We start from the raw sequence: 19,473 nt of genomic DNA, 5'->3' as shown, positions 1-19,473 counted from the left end.
GCCCGTCCATGGGCGTTGTGAAATAGAAAATATTGGGGGATACGGCATTACCTCCCTTCGAATCTGCCCTGCGCTTTCTGGTAGTCTCGCGGACTGATTCACCCGAGGAGCCGTACATGACCGAATTGCTCTACGTGATTACCGCCGACATCCTGAACCGCGAATAAGACGGCATCGATCCGCAGGACGGTTCGCCTTTGCAAAAGGTGTTCACAAGCCGCGAGACGTGGACGTATCCGGCCTCGACTCCTATTGGCGACATCATGACCGAGGTAAATAGGTTCGGGGGCTACGTCATCGGCGTGGCTATCAATGAAGACCGCGTATCTGCTGATAAGGCCCGTGAAGAGCGATTAGCTGAATTGAACCAAAGAGGTACGTCGAGGAAGACTAGTTGAATGCAGGAAGTGAAGCCATGAAACTCATTGGGCCGGACGTTTATTCGCTGAAATACACACCGGATGCCTACACCGTCCTTTGTGCAAAAGGACGGCCCAACTTCTCCGGCATAGCTTCCTCCAAGGCACCCAAGCTCTACATCGCCAGCATCGACGGGGCGCCGGTATATGTCGGCGCCACAAAACGTCCAATGGGCGAGCGAATGCGGGTCGGATGGAAAGCTGCCGGCGACACCGGTTACTACGGCTACCAATGGCGCCACAATGGCAGCGAGGCGAAGCTACATGTCTGGGCTCACGATGACGCGGTAGATCGTTCTCATCTCAATATGGAAACGGTAGAGGCAGAGGTGGTATTCCTCATCCGGCAGGCAGGGCAATGGCCCCTATTCCAGACCGAAATTCATTTCCATCCGTCGAATGAGTGCCACCGTCAGGTAGCGGCGGAAATATTCGCCACCTATTCGGCGTGGGCTGATGGTGTGAGTGAGTGAGACATAGACGGAAATAAATGTAGCAAAACGACACGCAACCCACGTGTCTCACATGCCGGCAAGCTATTGATATTTGGATCTCTCTTTGCTCCGGCATTGAGCGCCACCAGCGGCACAGCCTTTTTTTGGCTGGACACTCTCGCGGAAAAACATAATGAAATTGCTGGACGAACAAGTATCCAGAAATTCAGCAAGCATTTGAATTTATTAAATTCAGGTGGCCCGGCATGAAGCACCACTGCTGGAGTTATGCGATCGGGGAAGTCTAACCACAAAGCGCATCAAACGGGTTCGACCCGCAAATCCACTGACCGATGTTTTCGGCTGTCTCCTGGCCACTCTCCGTGAGTGCGTAAAGGAAAGTCCAAAAACCTTCCACCTGCCTCTCTAGCAATTCGGATCCGGGCTGTAGGCCGTGCTCGACTAGGATTGAAATCGCTTTGTCAACAGGCGCTTGAAGTGCGGTAACCAACTCCTCCATAGGTTCGGGTGAAGGATCTAAAGTACCCCTCAGTTTTTCCGCCCCGAGGACTGCGGCTTCTTTAAGCCGCCTGTATTCAGGTAACTGCTCCATCGACGCGGTCAGCGCCTCCCCAAGGCTACTCTTCGTCAACAGCAAGTTCAGCCTCAATGCGTCCACCGCAACGAGGACTTCTGAGAACTTTGCCGCCTCGTTCAAGGCTTCCGCGACTTGGCGTTTAGTAGGGCGAAAGGAACCCTGCTGTGCCTGAGCGGTAGGCACGGATGTCGCTGCCAAGACCACACTCGACAGAATGAGAACCTCGCGTCGCCTCATGATTACTTCCCCTTGATTGTGTCGAGAACGGCTTTCGCAACTATTTCTGACTTCCACCCAAGGGCCAACAGAAACAGAACTAGGCCGAGGAAAAATGCGCCGAATTGCACAAGCCCGTCGAACGCAGCAGTGTCCGGTATGGTGATTGCCTTCGCAGATACCGCGCCTTTGAGTGCGGTCACCACGGATCCCTTGAGCTTGTAGGCCATACCAAGAGACACCGCAGAAGAGAGTGCAGAGATGTAAAGCATCCACATCAAACTGCGCGGACGTACAATCTGTTGGTTCGCGTGCAAATGTACGACGACTAGGATGCAGATGCCAAAGAAGGCGAGCGAAAGGGTCCAGAGATCATTTGACTGGCTGGTGACGATATCTGCCCACTTAAAGAGAACTTCCTTTAGTGTTCCAACATCTAGCGCAACTGTCGTGTTTTGCTGATCTTCCACGGTTCCCCCACCGACTATAGCAAAACCCGAATAGTTGTCGGGATTCATACTTGGACGGCAATCGATACTTCGCCACGTTTACAGGTAACAGTCAATGCCGGGAGGCGTAATGCTCTTGTGCCAAGCGGTCCCGTGCTAACTTTCGCTGTCTCGCCCAGCCCTTCTCGTCCGTCCGGAAGTGGTGTGTGCAGCATAGCGTATTGACGAGCTCGCCATTCGGCCTCGAAAGGCGAGTTGAAGACGAGCACCACCCGTCTTGGATCGCGCCCATCCCTGGGCCAGTATGCGCGTCTAGAATGAGAACAAATCGGAACGGACTGCACGGATTGTGCACGTGAAACCCGTGCATTTCGCTCTTTGTTCTGCGCAGTTGCGTGCTTTCGAGCAGCCTAGGTCTCTGAGTTCAGGCGGCTAAATCACTGTGTTCCTTGGAGAAAACTGGTGCTGCTAGAGAGATTTGAACTCTCGGCCTCTCCCTTACCAAGGGAGTGCTCTACCCCTGAGCTATAGCAGCATCCGGCGGCGCTTCGTGGCAAGCCGCATCAGGCGAGGGGCCTATTGCCATAGCTTGAGGGAGAGCGCAAGCCGCATTTCGAAGTTTTTGGGCGGGCCGCGCCGGGAAGATGGCGGGCTTACACGGTCCAGGGCGCTCAAGCTCTTCCATTGCAGCCTTTTGCGCCACGGACCGGCCCGGAAGCCGCTTCGCGGTTTTCCCCGATTTCGCTCTCACCTGGCCGGCTTGCCGCTTCCGAAGGCCCTGGTTTTGCGGTAATGGATGGCCATGCAGAGCGACGACCACAATAAGCATGCGCCGGGGCGGGCCAAGGGCGCAGGGCATTCGAGCGAGGCCGAGGCGAGGCGGCTGCGTCTGGCGAAGAACCTGCGCGACAATCTCCAGCGGCGCAAGCAGCAGATGCGCGCGCGCCGGGCGGGCGCTGCGGACGAGACATCCGGATTGCCTGCCGCAAAATCGGACGAATCGGAAGATTAGGTTCTGCAACCGGCGGCAGGCGGGGCCTTCCGGGTCCTCGCTTTCCCTGCACCCCCGCATTTCAAGGCACTTCTAATTTCACCGCATCTCCACTAAAGAGACGCCCTTCAACAATGCCGGATCGGCATCGATTTTCCAGAAAGGCGGGCAGCGCCCGTGCGAGAGGTCTCATGGATCGCATCAGGATTGTAGGCGGAAATGAACTCCACGGGGTGATCCCCATCTCCGGCGCGAAGAACGCCGCCTTGCCGCTGATGATCGCGTCGCTCCTGACCGACGACACGCTGACGCTCGAAAACGTCCCGCATCTGGCCGATGTCGAGCAATTGATCCGCATCCTCGGCAATCATGGTGCCGACATTTCCGTCAATGGCCGGCGCGAGCGCCAAGGCGAGAGCTATGCCCGCACGGTCCATTTCACCAGCCGCAACATCGTTTCGACGACGGCGCCTTATGAACTCGTCTCGAAGATGCGCGCGAGCTTCTGGGTCATCGGGCCGCTGCTCGCCCGCGAAGGCAAGGCGCGGGTGTCTCTGCCGGGCGGCTGCGCCATCGGAACGCGTCCGGTCGACCTCTTCATAGAGGGACTGGCAGCACTCGGCGCCAACATCGAGATCGAGGGCGGCTACGTCAACGCCACGGCGCCGGCAGGCGGGCTCATCGGTGCGCGCTACGTGTTCCCGAAAGTTTCCGTCGGCGCGACGCATGTGCTGATGATGGCGGCAACGCTTGCCAACGGCACGACCGTGCTCGGCAATGCCGCGCGCGAGCCCGAAGTCGTCGACCTCGCCAAATGCCTGAACGCCATGGGCGCGAAGATCAGCGGCCAGGGCACGAGCACTGTTACCATCGAGGGCGTGCGCTCGCTCTCGGGCGCCCGCCACCGCGTGCTGCCCGACCGCATCGAGACTGGAACCTATGCGATGGCCGTCGCGATGGCAGGCGGAGACGTCATTCTCGAAGATACCGAGGCGAGCCTCCTGGACACGGCGCTGGAGGCGATCCGCCGCGCCGGCGCGCAGATCAGCGAGACGAACAGCGGCATCCGCATCGTTCGCAACGGCGCCGGCATCAAGCCGGTCGACATCGTCACTGATCCGTTCCCCGGCTTCCCCACCGACCTCCAGGCGCAGTTCATGGGGCTGATGACCCGGTCGAGCGGGGTTTCTCACATTACCGAGACGATCTTCGAAAACCGCTTCATGCATGTGCAGGAACTGGCGCGGCTCGGCGCCAAGATCTCGCTTTCCGGCCAGACGGCCAAGGTCGAGGGCGTGTCGCGGCTGAAGGGCGCACCGGTGATGGCGACGGATCTCAGGGCCTCCGTTTCGCTCGTCATCGCCGGCCTGGCGGCGGAGGGCGAGACAATGGTCTCGCGCGTCTACCATCTCGACCGCGGCTTCGAACGCCTTGAAGAGAAGCTCACGCGCTGCGGCGCCCATGTCGAGCGCGTCAGCGACTGACCCGGCCTGGCGCGTCCAATCAGGTGCGCGGAGCCGCTGTAGCCCTTTCGGTCACTTCCCGCGCCCGAGCCGTTGCGGTTTCGGGCGCAACGTCCTATGTCCTTGACGATCGCCCGCTAAAATGCGGGGCATGAAAACGGACGGGATGAATCGCATGGATGCTTTGAAACTGCTGGCACTCGACGAGGAAGACCTTGGTGTCGTCTCCGCCCATGTGCAGGACGCAGTCTTCAAGGTGGCGGGCACCGCCTACGATGCCCGGCGCCGGCAGTTCACCCTGGTGGTCAACCGCTTCGTCTGGGAGAAGGCGGAGGGCAAGCGCCGCAGCTTCGAGCGGCGCCGTGCCGTCCTTCTGTTCAAATGTGTCAGTGCCGTGCGGTCGCTCGGCTTCGATCGCACCGACATGGAAGCGGTGCTCGATCTTCTCGCCCTGCGTTTCGACGTCAAGGGGGAGGGGCCGGACGGCACGATCGAGCTCGTGCTCGCGGGCGAGGCATCGATCGCGCTCGATGTGGAGTGCATCGAGGTGCAGTTTGCCGATACCGGCGGCGCCTGGGAGACGGCATTCAAGCCGCGCCACCCCGAGGGCGCCTGAGCACTCGGATTGAGACCTCCCGCTTGAGCGTCCCCGCCGGCCACCACCAAAAGGATCATCGCATTGGCAATCAGGCTGAACTATCTCGATACGAGCTTTGAGCGCGATTTCGCCGCGTTCCTGACGACCAAACGGGAAGGTTCCGAAGACGTCAACGCCGTCGTGCGCGCCATCATCGACGATGTCCGCGCCCGCGGAGATGCGGCGCTCGCCGACTATTCCGCGCGTTTCGACGGGGTCGACTTTACTGTAACCGGCATGGCGGTGACGTCGGCGGAAATAGACGCGGCGATCCACGCGGTCGCTCCGGAAGTACTCGGCGCATTGAAGGTCGCGGCGACCCGCATCGAGGCGCATCACCGGCGGCAATTGCCGAAGGACGACATTTACGAAGACCAGATGGGCGTCGGCCTGGGCTCGCGCTGGACGCCGATCGACGCAGTCGGTCTCTATGTGCCGGGCGGCACGGCGAGCTATCCGAGCTCGGTTCTGATGAACGCCCTGCCGGCCAAGGTCGCAGGCGTGCCGCGCATCGTCATGGTTGTGCCGGCCAGCGGCGGGGCTATCAATCCGGCGGTGCTCGCGGCTGCCCGCCTTGCCGGCGTCGAGGAGATCTACCGCATCGGCGGCGCGCAGGCCGTGGCGGCGCTCGCTTACGGCACCGAGACGATCGAGTCGGTGGCGAAGATCGTCGGCCCTGGAAATGCCTATGTCGCGGCCGCCAAGCGGCAGGTTTTCGGCACCGTCGGCATCGACATGATCGCCGGGCCGTCGGAAGTGCTGGTGATCGCGGACCGCGACAACGATCCGGATTGGATCGCCGCGGACCTGCTCGCCCAGGCCGAGCACGACGCCGGCGCGCAGGCAATCCTGATCACCGACGATGCCGCCTTCGGCGACGCGGTCGAAAAGGCGGTGGAGCGCCAGCTGACGACGCTGCCGCGCGCCGAGACGGCGGCAGCGAGCTGGCGCGATTTCGGCGCCGTGATCCTGGTTCCGGATTTCGACAAGGCCGTGCCGCTCGCCAACCGCATCGCCCCGGAACATCTCGAGCTGGCGACCGCCGATCCGGACGCGATGGTCCCCGCGATCCGCAATGCCGGCGCGATCTTCATCGGCGGGCACACACCCGAAGTCATCGGCGATTATGTGGGCGGTTCCAACCACGTGCTGCCGACGGCGCGTTCGGCGCGGTTCTCCTCGGGCCTCGGCGTGCTCGACTACGTGAAGCGAACCTCGATCCTGCGGCTCGGTCCGGATCAGTTGCGCATTCTCGGGCCTGCCGCGATCGCGCTGGCGAGATCGGAAGGCCTCGAGGCCCATGCCCGGTCGGTCGCCATCCGTCTCAATCTCGGGGAAGAGGGATGAAGGCCGATCGCAACCTGCGGCTCTGCGATGTCGTGCTGGACGAGACGATCGGCCGCTCGACGCCGGACGTGGAGCACGAGCGCGCGGTTGCGATCTTCGACCTGCTCGAAGAAAACCTGTTCGAGCCCGTCGGGCATCCCGGGGGCCCCTATCGGCTCAATCTGTCGCTGGTCGACGCGAAGCTGGTCTTCCGGATTTCGACCGACGGCGGTACCGAGGTCGCCACCCACATCCTCTCGCTCACGCCTTTTCGCCGTATCGTGAAGGACTACTTCATGATCTGCGAAAGCTATTACCAGGCGATCCGGTCGGCGACGCCGAGCCAGATCGAGGCGATCGACATGGGGCGGCGCGGCATCCACAACGAGGGTTCGCAGACCCTGATGGACCGGCTGTCGGGCAAGATCAGGCTGGATTTCGATACGGCACGCCGGCTCTTCACGCTTGTCTGCGTGCTCTACTGGCGCGGCTGACGGGGAGGCGGAGATGATCGCGACCGCGATGCCGCAATCGAAAGCGCCCCGCTCGGTTCTTTTCATGTGCGGCATGAACGCCATCCGTTCGCCGATGGCCGAGGCGCTCGCCCGCGTGGCGCTTCCGAAAGGGACCTATGTCGCCTCCGCCGGCGTCCGGCAGGGCGAGCGGGATCCCTTCGTGGACGTGGTTCTCGAAGAGGTCGGGCTGACGATCGGCCGGCATCAGCCGCGCACGCTCGAAGAGCTTGAGGACGATTACTTCGACCTCATCGTGACGCTGGCGCCCGAAGCCCACCACATGGCGCTTGAATTGACCCGATCCATGGCAGTGGATGTGGTATATTGGCCGACACCCGACCCGACCGTTGCGACCGGCACACGGGAGCAGATCGTGGCCGCCTACCGGGCGGTGCGCGATCATCTGGCGACGCTGATCGCAAGCCGTCTCGCCGTGGAAAGCCAGCAGAAAGGCAGTCCTCCGGCGGCATGATCCCGATCCTTGCGCCGCGATCCGGTGCGCCAAGATCGGCTACCCGAAAAAGCCTGATCAAAGCGGTTCACAAAGCCGCGGCGATTGTGTAGTTTCCGGCAACTTTTCGAGGATGCCTGTTGCATCCGCTATTGAACACGAGAAAGAACAGTCCTGCATGGCGAAAGAAGAAGTCCTAGAGTTTCCGGGCGTGGTCACGGAATTGCTTCCCAACGCGACCTTTCGCGTGAAGCTTGAAAACGAGCACGAGATCATCGCCCACACGGCGGGCCGCATGCGCAAGAACCGTATCCGCGTTCTGGCCGGCGACAAGGTGCTCGTCGAGATGACGCCCTATGATCTGACGAAGGGCCGTATCACCTACCGCTTCAAGTAGGCCCCGGCCAAATGCACGTCGCCCAAAAGTGCTGAGCAGTTTTGGGCAGCGACATGCATGACCTTGGCACAAACTTCCGGGAATAACGGCTCGCATCGATGGCAGTGACCAAGAAACTGATACTGGCGTCCGGATCGCCGCGTCGCGTCGAGCTCCTGGCGCAGGCGGGAATCGAGCCCGCGCGCCTCATGCCGATGGACCTGGACGAAACGCCGAAGCGCTCGGAGCACCCTCGCTCGCTTGCGCGGCGGCTCTCGGCTGAAAAGGCGAAGGCGGCGCTTGCTGCGATTACCGGCGACCCGGCCTGGGACGGCAGCTACATTCTCGCAGCCGATACCGTCGTTTGCGTCGGCCGCCGTATCCTGCCGAAGCCGGAGCTGGTGAGCGAGGCGTCGAGCGCATTGCATCTTCTGTCGGGCCGCAGTCACCGCGTCTATACGGGCATCTGCCTCGTCACGCCCGACCGCACGCTTCGCCAGAAGGTGATCGACACCAAGGTTCGCTTCAAGCGCCTTTCCACGCTCGATATCGAGAGCTATCTCGCTTCCGGCCAGTGGCGCGGCAAGGCCGGGGGCTATGGTATCCAGGGAATTGCCGGAGGGTTCGTCGTGAAGCTGGTCGGCTCCTACACCAATGTGGTAGGCTTGCCGCTCTATGAGACCGTCAATCTCCTCGTCGGCGAAGGGTACGACGTGCACGATCGTTGGCTGGAAGGCTGAGAAGATGCGCGGCGGAGGCAAGAAAAACGGATCGAACGTAGAACCCCTGCGCGCAACGCGGCCCTGTGCGGAGTGCGGACGCCCGTCCGTGCGCGAGCATTATCCCTTCTGCTCCGAGCGATGCCGTAACGTCGATCTCAATCGCTGGCTGTCCGGTTCCTATGCGATCCCGGTCGCCGACGACGAGTCGAAGGCCGACGACGGCGACGAACGGTAATTCTTCTCTCCACCGAAACGTTCGTTATTGTCGAGCGGCCCCGGGGAATTCGCGGGCGCCGGCGATCTCTCTGAATTTCTTCGACTTTCACCACTTTTCCGCGGGCAGCTAAATTCCTTCGAAAAAGAGTCATTTGGTGCTGGACACGGCCGAACAAGATGTTATAACCCCGCTCGCTTCCGGGGCGAACGACACGCCCCAGCGGTTTCCCAAAGGAAACTGCCGCCGTCAAGGCAGATGCCCGGATAGCTCAGTTGGTAGAGCAGCGGATTGAAAATCCGCGTGTCGGTGGTTCAAATCCGCCTCCGGGCACCATTAAACTCTCAAAATACGCTGGATGTTTGATACCAGACTTTGATGGGGCTCCTTGTCTTCCGAATCAAAGGATGCGCTATAGGCCAGGTTCTTCATGGGAGCGCCACGGCGACAGAGGCAGCTTCCACTCGATGACTGCCTCTATGCGCTGCAGCCGACAATTCCACATCTGACACGATCGTCGCTGCACCGTTGCCTGCAGCGCCAGCTACCATGTTTCTACGCTACATGCGGGTTGATATCCATCATAAATGTAGTTACATTAAATCATGCGAATTGTGTGGGGCGAACCCAAACGGCGAGCCAACCTTGAGAAGCATGGTTTCGATTTTGCCGATGTAAGCGACCTCGATTGGGCGAGTGCCATCATAGAGGACAGCAAGCCAGATACTTCTGGCAGAAAGCGCCTGAAGGCTATCGGTTATTTTCGTGACGGGACGGCAGCGGTCATTTTCGCGACACTCGGAACGGAAGCTATATCGATCATCAGCTTTCGTCCTGCAAGCGACAGAGAAAGAAGGAGGCTTCCATGACTACCAGGACCCGAAAATCGAAAACGTTCGAGCCAGGTCACGGCTATACAAAAGAGGAATGGGATGCAGTCGATTTTCCCGAGTTGACCGATGAAGAGCTTACCAACATGCGTCCCGCAAGAGATGTGCTGCCGCCTGAGTTTTTCAAAGCTATGGAGGAGCATCGCAGATCGCGTGGGCGCCCCTCGCTGGAGCATCCGAAAAAGCAAGTCACCCTCCGGTTGGACGAAGACGTGATCGCTAAGTTTCGAGCTGGTGGCAAAGGCTGGCAGAGCCGGATGAATGAGGCGCTGCGAAAAGCTGCAGGTATATAGCCGGCTTGCAAGTGGCGCATCCGCGATCGGTACTATACAAACCAATAGCTTAGCGGGTGCATCGGTCAATTGAAAATCCGCGTATCGGTGGTTCAAATCCGCTTATGGGCACCATTTTCTTTTTTGGGGGGAGCAGTTGTGATGGCACGGCATTTTAGCGCGGCGTCAGGTCGTCGCGGACAGCCTCATTCGCGTGGCGCAGTCAGTGTGCATCCCGCTTAGCTATTTCCCGGACACTGTCGCGCAACGACCCGCCGAATATTTTCTCTCTCGCGGCTGTCACCAGAAATGCGGAACGTGTCAAACCGGCGGAACTTGCGGCCTCGTCGATAGCCGCCAAGAGTCCGGCTTCCATCGAAATATTGGCCTTTACCGGGCGGCTATCCTCGACAATGGCGGGAACGACAACGAAGGCCGCTCCATCCGCGAGTTGTTCGGCGACCTCGGGGTCCTGACGCAGTTCGTCAATGCTTCGCGGCTCCGGGACCTCGCCGTCGTCGATCCAATCGGCGATCGCGGCCGCAGCATTGCGCAATGCCTCATCTACAGTCTTGCCCATCGCAGTCGCGCCCGGTGCATCAGGAAAGGCGACACCGTAAGCCCCATCATGTCCGTCCAGTAGAGCAAAAAACCTAGCCATTTCCGTCTCCGTCCGTTGGCCGGTCATTTCCAACCCGCCGCCTTAGCTATCGAGCGCGCCACGCCTTGCGTAACCACACGGTGGCGAGGCACCTGAATTTTCCTGTGGCCGGCTTTGACGAAATTATCATGTTCGCCGCCGCCGATATTGTGCCAGCCCTCACTTTCAAGGTGGGAAACTATCTTACGGCGATCATCTTCAAATTTCGGCATCAGCCCTCCACTATGCGCAAATATATGCGTAAAATAGCGCGTAGCAAGAACATGCACACAATAAATGCGCAAAAGCGGTCGTTTGTGCGAGTTGGCCGTCCGCAGCCGTCACACCAACCCCGCGCGGGCAGTTCGAGACCACGGCACTCATCGGCGCCCCTAATCCAAGCTGCTTATTTCACCGCCGAAACATGTATCTTTAGCAGTATCCCATTGAATCCTCTGTCGTTGGCGCCTCATCGGGGCTGGCGGGATCGCGAATTTTCGACCACAAATACGAAACATGCCGAGGCACGCGGCAGCGCGAGGGGAGTTGGAATGAAGTTCCGCGTCTCCGACGGGGCACGATTTTTTCTGCTTGGACAGCGCAAGACGATTTTCGTCGAAGCGTCGCAGCAGATTCTTGAGGTGGACGATCTTACGGCGTATCTCACCTGCCTTCTCGCCGAATCCATGTCGCAGCGCCGGCTGGAGGCCGATCTCGTGGCGCGTGGCGCCGGCCGGGCCGAAGCGCGCAGATCGGTGCGGGACTACCTCCTTTACATGTCCGGCGAGGGTCTGCTGGAGATTGCTTTCGACGCCGAGGAGGGGGAGCCGCTGCACACGCATGTGCTGGATCTGCAGGGAGCCGCCGTCTCGATAGCCTATCACGATAGAGGTCTCCTCGATCTGATCCTGCCCGTATTCGATCATCAGGCGTCGGAGGGCCTGAAGCCGTCGGCCTCCTACGCGGTGGCCAAGTTCGGCAACCGCGTGTGCGTCAGCCGCAGCCGTTCCCCCGGCATGATCGTCGCGGTCAACGAAGCGGTGCCGGCGGTGAAAGCGCTGCTGACGGAGGATGTGCTGGCAAGCCTCGGCACGAAGGTCGCGCTTCATGCCGCCCTCCTGGTGAAGAACGGGAAGGGGCTTCTGATTTGCGGCGCGCCGGGCGCGGGCAAGTCGACCCTCGCTCTCGCGCTTCTCGAAGCAGGCTTTGCCTGCGGCGGCGACGATATCGCGCTGATGAGGCCGGACGGCCTGCTGCGGGGCGTTCCCTTCGCCCCTGCTCTGAAGCGCGGCTCATGGGGTCTCCTCGAAGGCATGCGCGGCACGATCGAAGCGGCGCCGGTTCATCGCCGCCTCGACAACCAATATGTCCGCTACCTTGCGTCGGTCCCCTTTGCGTCTGACGATGCGGTACCGCTCGGCACAATCGTGCTTCTGCGCCGCCGCAAAGGTCGGACCGCACTTGCCGCGGTCGAACCGGCGCGGGTTCTGTCGGAACTCTTTCTCGGCGCCTTTACGCCGACACGGCGCCTCGATCTGTCGCAGTTCGACGCCCTGCTGGGCGCCATCCGCGGCGCCAGTGCCGTCGAGCTTTCCTATATGCGACTGGACGAGGCCGTCGTGATGCTGAGCAGGCACCATGACGGGTCGTAGCTACCGAAACCTTCTTGCGCTCACATCCTGCCTCAACGGCAACCCTCCGGCTGACGTGGACTGGGAGCAGGTCATCGCGCTTGCGAATGAAAGCCTGACGGTTTCCTCGCTCGCTCTAGCGGCGAGGAAATATGCGGGGGACGTGCCCGAGGATGTCCGCCGATACCTCTCTCTGATTTACGACAGGAACACGGAGCGCAACAGGAGACTGCTGGCGCAACTGACCGAGGCGGTACACTGCCTCAACCGCATCGGCGTGGAGCCGGTCCTCATGAAGGGTGCGGCAATCCTGGTCGGACAGAAGCCGGACGAGATCGGAGCGCGGATGCTGACCGACCTCGATATTCTCGTCCGCCCCGCCGACATGGCCTCATCGATTGGAGCACTGCAGGATATCGGTTACGAGATCCGCCTTGCCGCCGGCAGCGGTTCATGGCCGGGAAACCCCAAATTCCATCTGCCCGCAGTCCTGGAGCGGCCGACGGATGCAGGGAGCATCGATCTTCAATGCCGGCCGAAGGGGCCGGCCTCCTTCAGCGACATCGAATGGCTGTATGGGCACAGCCGCAGGATCGCCCTCGATGGAGGAGACGTCCGCGTTCCCACGCCCTTTGCCCAGATCGTCTTCCTGATCCTGCATGATCAGTTCCAGGATGGCGACTACTGGCGCGGCCTGATCGATCTACGGCACCTTCTCGATCTGTCGAAGCTCGCAGCCTCGAACAGCGTCGACTGGGAGTATTTGATGTCGCTTTTCGCCAGGGGCTACGAAAGACATGCGGTCGAGACGCAAATTCTGACGGCCGACACGCTGTTCGGGGAAGGCGGAGCGTCCGGTTTGTCCGCCGGGAAGCTGCCGCGGCTTCAATTGCAACGCAGACAGGTCCAGCTTGGAAGGGATTATCTCTTCGTCCCCTTCACCGTTTTCACGCTCTTGACCGAGATCGCCCACTACCCGTCCTGGGACCGGTACGGCGGTGAGCCATACCCGTCGCGCCGCCAGGAGGCCAAGCGGAAAATGCGCGAGCTACGACGCATCTTTCGATCGAGACCGTCAGGAAAGATCTAGGGCAGATATTGATAATTGAAGGTGCCGATTTCCTGTAACGTTCTTTAATGTAAGCGGAAATAAATATTTGTAGTTATCTGTGATTAATTACAATTGATTATATAGTATTCTTATATTTCGGGACGCACCCAAATGTAACACTATTATATCGAAAAATATTACTGTAAATTCGGCGAAACAGTCAACGCACAGGGGAGGCGTCCATGAGTTCCGAAATGCCAAACGGGCTGCCGTCGCGCAGCGACGAAGACCGGCGCGAGTTTCTGAAGAACTGTGGGCGCTTCGCGGTGGTGACGCCACCCGCCGTCACCATGCTGCTTTCCACGAGCCTCACCTCGAACGCGATCGCCAAGTCGGGCGGCGGCGGCGGAGGCAGTTCGAAGGGCAACAATGGTTACGGCAACGGGCCGGACGGAACAAATCCCGGTAGCGCGCACGGCGGCGGCGTGTCGCAGGGCGGCCCGGGAGGCGGGCAGTCGCAGGGCGGTTCGAAGACAGGCGGGGTCCTGCGTTAATCGCGCGCCAATGCGGGTCGCGGGGCGAAGCAAGCCGGATCACGCCCATGGAAGTGATTTGTTAACCAATTTCTTACAAAATTCTTGACGTCGATGATGACGGGCCGGCTGGCCCGTCGGTCCGGCGCAGGTGCGGCATTCGTCTTCCTGAGGAGTTGGTAGGATGTACGAAATGACGGAACACATGATGAAGGTGCTGATGAGCATCATCGCCGTACTGTCGCTCGGGTCCTTCCTGTTCCTGATGGCGGTCCTCTAGGCGAGATTGTGCGGCTCCCTCAGGGGTAAAGATAGAGCTGGTCCCAGTTCTCCCGCGGCACGCGTTCGCCGATCTTGTATTCGAAAGACAGCACTTCGAGGTGCTCGGAATCCGTCTTGCACCTGAATGCCAGCTTGTACCAGTCCCCCTTGCTTCGGAATACCGCGCCCGTCGCCTTCATCTTGTCGCCTTTCATGACGGGATCGGCAAAGGTATAGGCGATGACCTTGTCCGGTTTGAACCGGTTCTTGTCTGCGCCGATCCGCTCCATCGCTTCCGTGTCGCAACGCTGCTCCAGCCGCGTCTGGGGATCGAGCTTCTCGAATTGCCGGACGAGGGACCGGTCCATCGCTTGCGTCGGGCATGCCGCCATAATGGCGATGGTGAAGGCGCATGCGAGTGCTCTCATTCTCCGTACCGCTCCAGATCTACAGCGCGATGGCATTCCGACTCATCGGCCTGCTTCGCGGGGTGGGAATGCCAGCATTCAGTTAAACTATGTGGCCATTCCAAGGCCGCTCTTCCGGGACCACTGCGTGCTGCGGCACGTAGACGCTACACCGCCGAGACATCGATCCATTTTGCACCGGTCAGCTCGGCCATCCGCTCCGGGCTGATATGGACGGCGGCGTTGGTCGCACCGGCGGCGGGAACGACGATGTCGAACGACTTGAGCGACTCGTCGCAATAGACGCTGTGGGGCTTGGCGAGGCCGAAGGGACAGACCCCGCCCACCGGATGGCCCGTTTCCGCCTCGACCTCGTCGAAGCCGAGCATGCGCGCCTTGGTTCCGAACCGCGCCTTGTATTTCTTGTTGTCGAGGCGCGCATCGCCGCGCGTGACGATGAGGATGATTTCGTCGCCGACCCGGAGCGCGAGGGTCTTGGCTATCTGCGCCGGTTCGACGCCATGACCCTCTGCCGCGAGCGCCACGGTTGCGGTGCTTTGCTCCAGCTCGATGACGTCGATGTCCGGCGCGTGCCGGGAAAAGAACTGTTTGACGGAAGCAAGACTCATTTCTGGCAATCTGTACTTTGGATGAAATCAGCGTGCAGGCCGCGCATGGCTAAAAACCGCCGTTCAGGCGCGGCACATTTCAGTCGTCATTCGAGGCATCGAGATCTTCGGGACGCATCCCTTCCTGCTGCGACGGCAGGTAGCCGTGGCTTGCGAACCAGGTTTCGAGAATCGTGGAAATCGCCTGTTCGCGCGTCAGGGTACCGGGGTGGTCCGCGATGTACGACTTGAGCGCGTCTTCGATCTTTTCCGCGTAGAGTTCGGTCATTTTCGCCTCCGCTCATTGGCTTGCGATGGCCGGTCCACGCCTGGCGCGGACCGTATGATGGTAAACGCGGATCAGGCCTGTTTGACGACGCGAATCAGCACCAGAAGGATCACGGCGCCGATCGTCGAGTGAATAATGGCAGAAAAGATGCCGGTGCCGATGCTGATCCCGATGGCCGGGAAGAGAAGGCCGGCGATGAAAGGCGCCGACGATGCCGATCACGATATTCCCGAGCAGACCGAAGCCGCCTCCGCTGACGATCAAACCGGCAAGCCAGCCTGCAACCGCGCCGACGATCAGGAATACCAGAATGCTTTCAATGCCCATGAATCACCCTCTCGTTGTATCTGAAGAAGAGGATAAACCATGTTTCGGAATGAGATAGAAGGCAATTTGGCCGCGCGCTGAATTTTTGACCGCGGAATGCCTTCTGCGCCGCTGCCGCGACTTTCTACCGTTCTGGTTCGGAGAAAGTCGCTGCCGGTGCCGCTCAGACGGTGCCGTTCAGACGATGCCGCCGCCACCGCCGGCGATTGCAGGACGCTCGGCCGCCACCCTGGCGCGGTAGCCGCTTGCCCGGTAGGCGGCAACCGGCGCGATTGCGCCGTCATTTTCCAGGCGGGCCATGGCGAGGATGGGCTCGACGTCGGTCCGGAAGGCAGTCTTCAGTGTTTCTGATGCCATCAGCGCATCGTTCTCCTCCTGATAGCCTGCAAGTGCCTTGCGATCGACGATAAGCGCCTGAGCATAGGCACGGCCGACCTCCATGGCGCTGGTCATCAGGCTTTCGATCGGGTCCGTCACGTTGTGGCTCTGGTCGAGCATATGGGCCGGATCGAACCCGTTCGCGGCGCGTGTCTCCGCATCGACGAGCTCGTTGAAGACAAGGAACAGGCGGTAGGGGTCGATCGATCCGGTATCGAGATCGTCGTCGCCGTATTTCGAATCGTTGAAATGGAAGCCCCCGAGCTTCTTGAACTGGATCAGCCGGGCGACGATCATCTCGATGTTGACGTTCGGCGCGTGGTGCCCGAGATCGACGAGGCAGAAGGCCTTGGGCCCGAGCTCCTGCGCGATCAGGTAGTTCGTGCCCCAATCCTGCACGACCGTCGAGTAGAAGGCCGGTTCGAACATCTTGTGCTCGGTGAAGACGCGCCAATCATCCGGAAGCGCCGCGTAAACTGCCTTCATCGAGTCGAGATAGCGTTCGAAGGCCCGGGTGAAATTGCTCTGGCCGGGGAAGTTGGAGCCGTCGCCGACCCAGACCGTCAATGCCTTGGAACCGAGCGCCTTGCCGATCTCGACGCATTCGAGATTATGCTCGATCGCCTGGCGCCGGGTCGCGGAATCGGTGTGGGAGAGGGAGCCGAACTTGTAGGAATGCGCCTGACCGGGCGCGTCCGAAAAGGTGTTCGAGTTCATCGCGTCGAAGCTCAAGCCGAGCGCCGAGCCCTTCTCCTTCAGGGCCCCAAGATCGGAGACCTTGTCCCAGGGGATATGGAGCGACACGGCCGGCGTCGCCCGCGTCAGTTGCTGGATGACGGCGCAGTCTTCAAGCTTGTCGAATATGTTGCGCGGCTCGCCGGGGCCGGGGAAACGGGCGAAGCGCGTGCCGCCAGTGCCGACGCCCCATGACGGGACCGCAACGCCGTAGGCCGCGACCTTGGCCTTCACCGCATCGATATCGATGCCGCGGCGGGCGAGGCGATCGCCGAGGCTTTCATAGTCACGTGTCAGAGCGTCCCGGCGGCTTGCATTCTCGGCATCGACGGCGGATTTGCTGATCATCAGGGTCATCGGAGCCTCCCTATCAGCGGGTGAAGGACTGGGCATTGCCCGCGTCGACATTGACGATATTGCCGGTGGACTTCGCCGACATGTCGGAAGCGAGGAAGTAGATCGCCTCGGCGATATCTTCCGGGAAGACGCTGAGCTTCAGCATCGAGCGTTCGCGGTAATGGGCCTCCAGCTCGTCGACGTCCATCTTGTAGGCAGCTGCGCGCTGTTCCTTCCATTCGCCGGTCCAGATCTTGGAGCCGCGCAGAACCGCGTCGGGATTGACCACGTTGACGCGGATCTGCGCCGACGCTCCTTCGAGCGCCAGGCAGCGGGCGAGGTGGATTTCGGCCGCCTTGGCCGTGCAATAGGCCGACGCCCCGGGAGAGGCCGCAAGCCCGTTCTTCGAGGCGACGAAAACGACATTGCCGCCGGCCTTCTGGCTGCGGAAGATGCGGAAAGCCTCGCGCGAGACCAGGAAATAGCCGGTCGCGAGAATGTCCATGTTCTTGTTCCAGAGCGCCAGCGTCGTGTCCTCCACGGCCGCCGATGTGGCGAGGCCGGCATTGGAAACGAGAATATCGAGGCCGCCGAAGGCAAGCAGCGCGTCGCCGAAGCCCGATTCGACGGCTGCCTCGCTCGTGACGTTCATGTTGACGGAACGGACGAAGTCCTTGCCGTAGCGCGTGGAAAGCTCGGTCTGAGCAGCTTCGAGCGCCGTCTCGTCGATATCGGCAAGCACCACGCAGGCGCCCTCCTGCATCAGCCGGTTGGCCGTCGCCTTGCCGATGCCGCCGGCGCCGCCGGTGACGAGCGCGATGCGCCCGGCAAGGCTCTTCGGCTTCGGCATACGCTGCAGCTTGGCTTCTTCGAGCAGCCAGTATTCGATATCGAAAGCTTCCTGCTCCGGCAGCCCGACATAGGTCGACACGCCGGACGCGCCGCGCATCACGTTGATCGCATTGACGTAGAACTCTGCCGAGATGCGCGCCGTCGCCTTGTCCTTGGCGAAGGTGATCATGCCGACGCCGGGCACCAGATAGACCACCGCGTTCGGATCACGCATGGCCGGGCTGTCGGCGCGCTTGCAGCGCTCGTAATAAGCGGCATAGTCGGCGCGATAGGTGGCGATCGCCTCGGGCAGGCCCGCAAGGGTATTGCCGACATCCGGCTGCGCCGGGTCGAAATCGACGACCAGCGGCCGGATCTTGGTGCGCAGAAAGTGGTCGGGGCAGCTCGTGCCGAGCGCCGCCAGCGGCTCGAGGCTGGTCGAAGTCACGAAATCGAGCACCGCCTGACTGTCGTCGAAATGACCGACCTTGCTTTCCCCCGCGCTGATGAGACCGCGGATCACCGGCATCAGCTTCTTGGCGATGGCGGCGCGATCGGCGGCGGCGAGCACCGGTTTGGACCGGCCGCCGAAGGCGGGACCCGTGTTCTCGGTCTCGAACCAGGCGATGGCGCGGTTGATGATCTCGATCGTCGTCTCGTAAGCCTCCTTCGCCGTGTCGCCCCAGGTGAAGAGGCCGTGGCTTTCGAGCACGACCCCGCGCGCATCCGGGTTCTCCTGGCAGAATTTTTCAAGCCAGAGGCCGAGTTCGTAGCCAGGCCGCTTCCATGGCAGCCAGCCGATCTCGTCGCCGAAGATCTTGCTCGTCAGTTCCCTGCTGTTCTTCGAGGCGGCGATGGCGATGATCGCATCCGGATGCATGTGGTCGACATGCGGCTTCGGAACATAGGCGTGCAGCGGCGTATCGATCGAGGCGGCGCGCGGATTGAGGTTGAAAGTGCAATGCGGCAGGTAGCCGACCATCTCGTCTTCGAATTCGACGCCGCGATAGATGCCCTTCAGCGCGCGGAGCTTGTCCATGTAGAGGGTGGAGAAGCCGTCCATCTTGATCGTGCCGACGTCGCCGCCGGAGCCCTTGACCCAGAGGACTTCGACCATTTCGCCGGTCAGCGGATCCTTTTCCATGACCTTGGCGGAGGTATTGCCGCCGCCGTAATTGGTGATCCGCTTGTCCGATCCGAGGAGGTTAGAGCGGTAGAGGAGCTTTTCCGGCTCGGTCATTCCTGCCGCCTTGCCGTCGTCCCAAAGATTGGCAAGGCGCGCGCCCTGGTGCTTGTCGAGCATGTCGAACTCCTCCCGCTGGTCTGGCTGCCGCCACATGGGCCGCAGCGATATGATTGGCATCAGATCACACGGCGATTACGCGGATGTCAATCAAAAACGATCAAAAACTTTCATGATGCGCCGCACAATGAAAAAACATGATTGATTGTGATTGACAATGCTCGGAAGGG

General features: G+C 60.9%; 24 protein-coding genes, 2 tRNA genes and 2 pseudogenes. 17 read left to right on the top strand and 11 right to left on the bottom strand.

Going from position 1 to position 19,473, the window contains the following annotated elements; all coding sequences use genetic code 11:
- The first annotated feature begins 415 nt into the window (after window positions 1-415).
- Window positions 416-892 carry a hypothetical protein gene (locus JOH52_RS03020; protein ID WP_017265986.1) on the top strand — a complete coding sequence of 159 codons (477 nt, stop codon included), beginning with the start codon at window positions 416-418 and terminating at the stop codon, window positions 890-892.
- Window positions 893-1,157: 265 nt separating this feature from the next.
- On the opposite strand, the gene JOH52_RS03015 is transcribed toward JOH52_RS03020, so the two are convergent.
- The 3 genes from JOH52_RS03015 to JOH52_RS03005 form a co-directional block, all read right to left on the bottom strand.
- On the bottom strand, window positions 1,158-1,688 hold the full coding sequence (locus tag JOH52_RS03015; RefSeq protein WP_017265987.1) for a hypothetical protein: 531 nt from the start codon (window positions 1,686-1,688) through the stop codon (window positions 1,158-1,160).
- Between the two features lie 2 nt (window positions 1,689-1,690).
- Window positions 1,691-2,137 (bottom strand): hypothetical protein, encoded by a 447-nt coding sequence (locus tag JOH52_RS03010; RefSeq protein ID WP_234704580.1) that lies wholly within the window; start codon window positions 2,135-2,137, stop codon window positions 1,691-1,693.
- A gap of 439 nt (window positions 2,138-2,576) precedes the next feature.
- Window positions 2,577-2,651 (bottom strand) — tRNA-Thr (locus JOH52_RS03005).
- Between the two features lie 261 nt (window positions 2,652-2,912).
- Between JOH52_RS03005 and JOH52_RS03000 the strand changes: the two genes are divergently transcribed.
- The 13 genes and pseudogenes from JOH52_RS03000 to JOH52_RS02945 all read left to right on the top strand — a co-directional run bounded on the left by JOH52_RS03000 (window position 2,913) and on the right by JOH52_RS02945 (window position 9,994).
- Window positions 2,913-3,128, top strand: a complete 216-nt coding sequence (locus JOH52_RS03000; protein WP_014528944.1) for a hypothetical protein — start codon at window positions 2,913-2,915, stop codon at window positions 3,126-3,128.
- Between the two features lie 170 nt (window positions 3,129-3,298).
- Entirely contained in the window at window positions 3,299-4,591 is a 1,293-nt protein-coding gene (gene murA, locus JOH52_RS02995; protein ID WP_017266536.1) for a UDP-N-acetylglucosamine 1-carboxyvinyltransferase, read from the top strand.
- A 154-nt stretch (window positions 4,592-4,745) separates the two neighbouring features.
- Window positions 4,746-5,186, top strand: coding sequence for a DUF2948 family protein (locus JOH52_RS02990; RefSeq protein ID WP_014528946.1), 441 nt, complete (start codon window positions 4,746-4,748; stop codon window positions 5,184-5,186).
- A 63-nt stretch (window positions 5,187-5,249) separates the two neighbouring features.
- Window positions 5,250-6,554, top strand: coding sequence for a histidinol dehydrogenase (hisD, locus tag JOH52_RS02985; protein ID WP_014528947.1), 1,305 nt, complete (start codon window positions 5,250-5,252; stop codon window positions 6,552-6,554).
- Window positions 6,551-7,027 (top strand): UPF0262 family protein, encoded by a 477-nt coding sequence (locus tag JOH52_RS02980; protein WP_010968704.1) that lies wholly within the window; start codon window positions 6,551-6,553, stop codon window positions 7,025-7,027. Before hisD ends, JOH52_RS02980 begins: the two co-directional genes overlap by 4 nt.
- A gap of 13 nt (window positions 7,028-7,040) precedes the next feature.
- Window positions 7,041-7,520 carry an arsenate-mycothiol transferase ArsC gene (locus JOH52_RS02975; protein WP_010968705.1) on the top strand — a complete coding sequence of 160 codons (480 nt, stop codon included), beginning with the start codon at window positions 7,041-7,043 and terminating at the stop codon, window positions 7,518-7,520.
- Between the two features lie 157 nt (window positions 7,521-7,677).
- Complete coding sequence (gene infA / locus JOH52_RS02970; RefSeq protein ID WP_004435948.1) at window positions 7,678-7,896, top strand: translation initiation factor IF-1; 219 nt, start codon at window positions 7,678-7,680, stop codon at window positions 7,894-7,896.
- Window positions 7,897-7,994: 98 nt separating this feature from the next.
- Window positions 7,995-8,615: a Maf-like protein gene (locus JOH52_RS02965; protein WP_014528949.1), complete on the top strand. Its 621-nt coding sequence runs from the start codon at window positions 7,995-7,997 to the stop codon at window positions 8,613-8,615.
- Between the two features lie 4 nt (window positions 8,616-8,619).
- The gene (yacG, locus tag JOH52_RS02960; RefSeq protein ID WP_010968706.1) at window positions 8,620-8,832 is read left to right on the top strand and encodes a DNA gyrase inhibitor YacG; all 213 of its coding nucleotides are present in this window, start codon (window positions 8,620-8,622) and stop codon (window positions 8,830-8,832) included.
- Between the two features lie 239 nt (window positions 8,833-9,071).
- Window positions 9,072-9,147, top strand: a tRNA-Phe gene (locus JOH52_RS02955).
- 106 nt (window positions 9,148-9,253) lie between these two features.
- Window positions 9,254-9,352 (top strand): annotated as a pseudogene (locus tag JOH52_RS36465) (IS481 family transposase); the annotation flags it as partial.
- Window positions 9,353-9,416: 64 nt separating this feature from the next.
- Window positions 9,417-9,680 (top strand): BrnT family toxin, encoded by a 264-nt coding sequence (locus JOH52_RS02950; RefSeq protein ID WP_014528972.1) that lies wholly within the window; start codon window positions 9,417-9,419, stop codon window positions 9,678-9,680.
- Entirely contained in the window at window positions 9,677-9,994 is a 318-nt protein-coding gene (locus JOH52_RS02945; protein ID WP_010968708.1) for a BrnA antitoxin family protein, read from the top strand. Before JOH52_RS02950 ends, JOH52_RS02945 begins: the two co-directional genes overlap by 4 nt.
- 202 nt (window positions 9,995-10,196) lie before the next feature.
- Here JOH52_RS02945 and JOH52_RS02940 read toward each other — a convergent pair whose 3' ends face one another.
- Both JOH52_RS02940 and JOH52_RS02935 read right to left on the bottom strand, forming a co-directional pair.
- On the bottom strand, window positions 10,197-10,661 hold the full coding sequence (locus JOH52_RS02940; protein ID WP_013844019.1) for a type II toxin-antitoxin system HicB family antitoxin: 465 nt from the start codon (window positions 10,659-10,661) through the stop codon (window positions 10,197-10,199).
- Complete coding sequence (locus tag JOH52_RS02935) at window positions 10,658-10,846, bottom strand: type II toxin-antitoxin system HicA family toxin (RefSeq protein WP_017266533.1); 189 nt, start codon at window positions 10,844-10,846, stop codon at window positions 10,658-10,660. The genes JOH52_RS02940 and JOH52_RS02935 overlap by 4 nt, the downstream gene beginning before the upstream one ends.
- A 318-nt stretch (window positions 10,847-11,164) precedes the next feature.
- Here JOH52_RS02935 and JOH52_RS02930 point away from each other — a divergent pair, with 318 nt between their 5' ends.
- The 3 genes from JOH52_RS02930 (at window position 11,165) to JOH52_RS02920 (ending at window position 13,849) form a co-directional block, all read left to right on the top strand.
- Complete coding sequence (locus JOH52_RS02930; protein ID WP_014528974.1) at window positions 11,165-12,265, top strand: hypothetical protein; 1,101 nt, start codon at window positions 11,165-11,167, stop codon at window positions 12,263-12,265.
- Window positions 12,252-13,334 carry a nucleotidyltransferase family protein gene (locus tag JOH52_RS02925; protein WP_014528975.1) on the top strand — a complete coding sequence of 361 codons (1,083 nt, stop codon included), beginning with the start codon at window positions 12,252-12,254 and terminating at the stop codon, window positions 13,332-13,334. The genes JOH52_RS02930 and JOH52_RS02925 overlap by 14 nt, the downstream gene beginning before the upstream one ends.
- A 203-nt stretch (window positions 13,335-13,537) precedes the next feature.
- Window positions 13,538-13,849: a hypothetical protein gene (locus tag JOH52_RS02920; protein WP_014528976.1), complete on the top strand. Its 312-nt coding sequence runs from the start codon at window positions 13,538-13,540 to the stop codon at window positions 13,847-13,849.
- Window positions 13,850-14,127: 278 nt separating this feature from the next.
- Here the strand turns inward: JOH52_RS02920 and JOH52_RS02915 are convergent, their stop codons facing one another.
- The 6 genes and pseudogenes from JOH52_RS02915 to JOH52_RS02890 all read right to left on the bottom strand — a co-directional run bounded on the left by JOH52_RS02915 (window position 14,128) and on the right by JOH52_RS02890 (window position 19,303).
- A complete protein-coding gene (locus JOH52_RS02915) occupies window positions 14,128-14,517 on the bottom strand; it encodes a DUF930 domain-containing protein (protein WP_013844021.1) in 390 nt (129 codons plus the stop codon).
- Window positions 14,518-14,663: 146 nt separating this feature from the next.
- The gene (locus JOH52_RS02910) at window positions 14,664-15,125 is read right to left on the bottom strand and encodes a YbaK/EbsC family protein (RefSeq protein ID WP_004435973.1); all 462 of its coding nucleotides are present in this window, start codon (window positions 15,123-15,125) and stop codon (window positions 14,664-14,666) included.
- A gap of 79 nt (window positions 15,126-15,204) precedes the next feature.
- On the bottom strand, window positions 15,205-15,393 hold the full coding sequence (locus JOH52_RS02905; RefSeq protein WP_004435975.1) for a hypothetical protein: 189 nt from the start codon (window positions 15,391-15,393) through the stop codon (window positions 15,205-15,207).
- 71 nt (window positions 15,394-15,464) lie between these two features.
- Window positions 15,465-15,720: pseudogene (locus JOH52_RS02900) on the bottom strand (GlsB/YeaQ/YmgE family stress response membrane protein).
- Between the two features lie 177 nt (window positions 15,721-15,897).
- The gene (gene rhaI, locus JOH52_RS02895; RefSeq protein WP_014528980.1) at window positions 15,898-17,190 is read right to left on the bottom strand and encodes an L-rhamnose catabolism isomerase; all 1,293 of its coding nucleotides are present in this window, start codon (window positions 17,188-17,190) and stop codon (window positions 15,898-15,900) included.
- 13 nt (window positions 17,191-17,203) lie between these two features.
- Entirely contained in the window at window positions 17,204-19,303 is a 2,100-nt protein-coding gene (locus JOH52_RS02890; protein WP_017266532.1) for a bifunctional rhamnulose-1-phosphate aldolase/short-chain dehydrogenase, read from the bottom strand.
- Window positions 19,304-19,473: the final 170 nt, after the last annotated feature.

Source organism: Sinorhizobium meliloti (assembly GCF_017876815.1).
Classification (GTDB): domain Bacteria; phylum Pseudomonadota; class Alphaproteobacteria; order Rhizobiales; family Rhizobiaceae; genus Sinorhizobium; species Sinorhizobium meliloti.
This window is presented reverse-complemented; position numbering and strand designations above follow the sequence as displayed.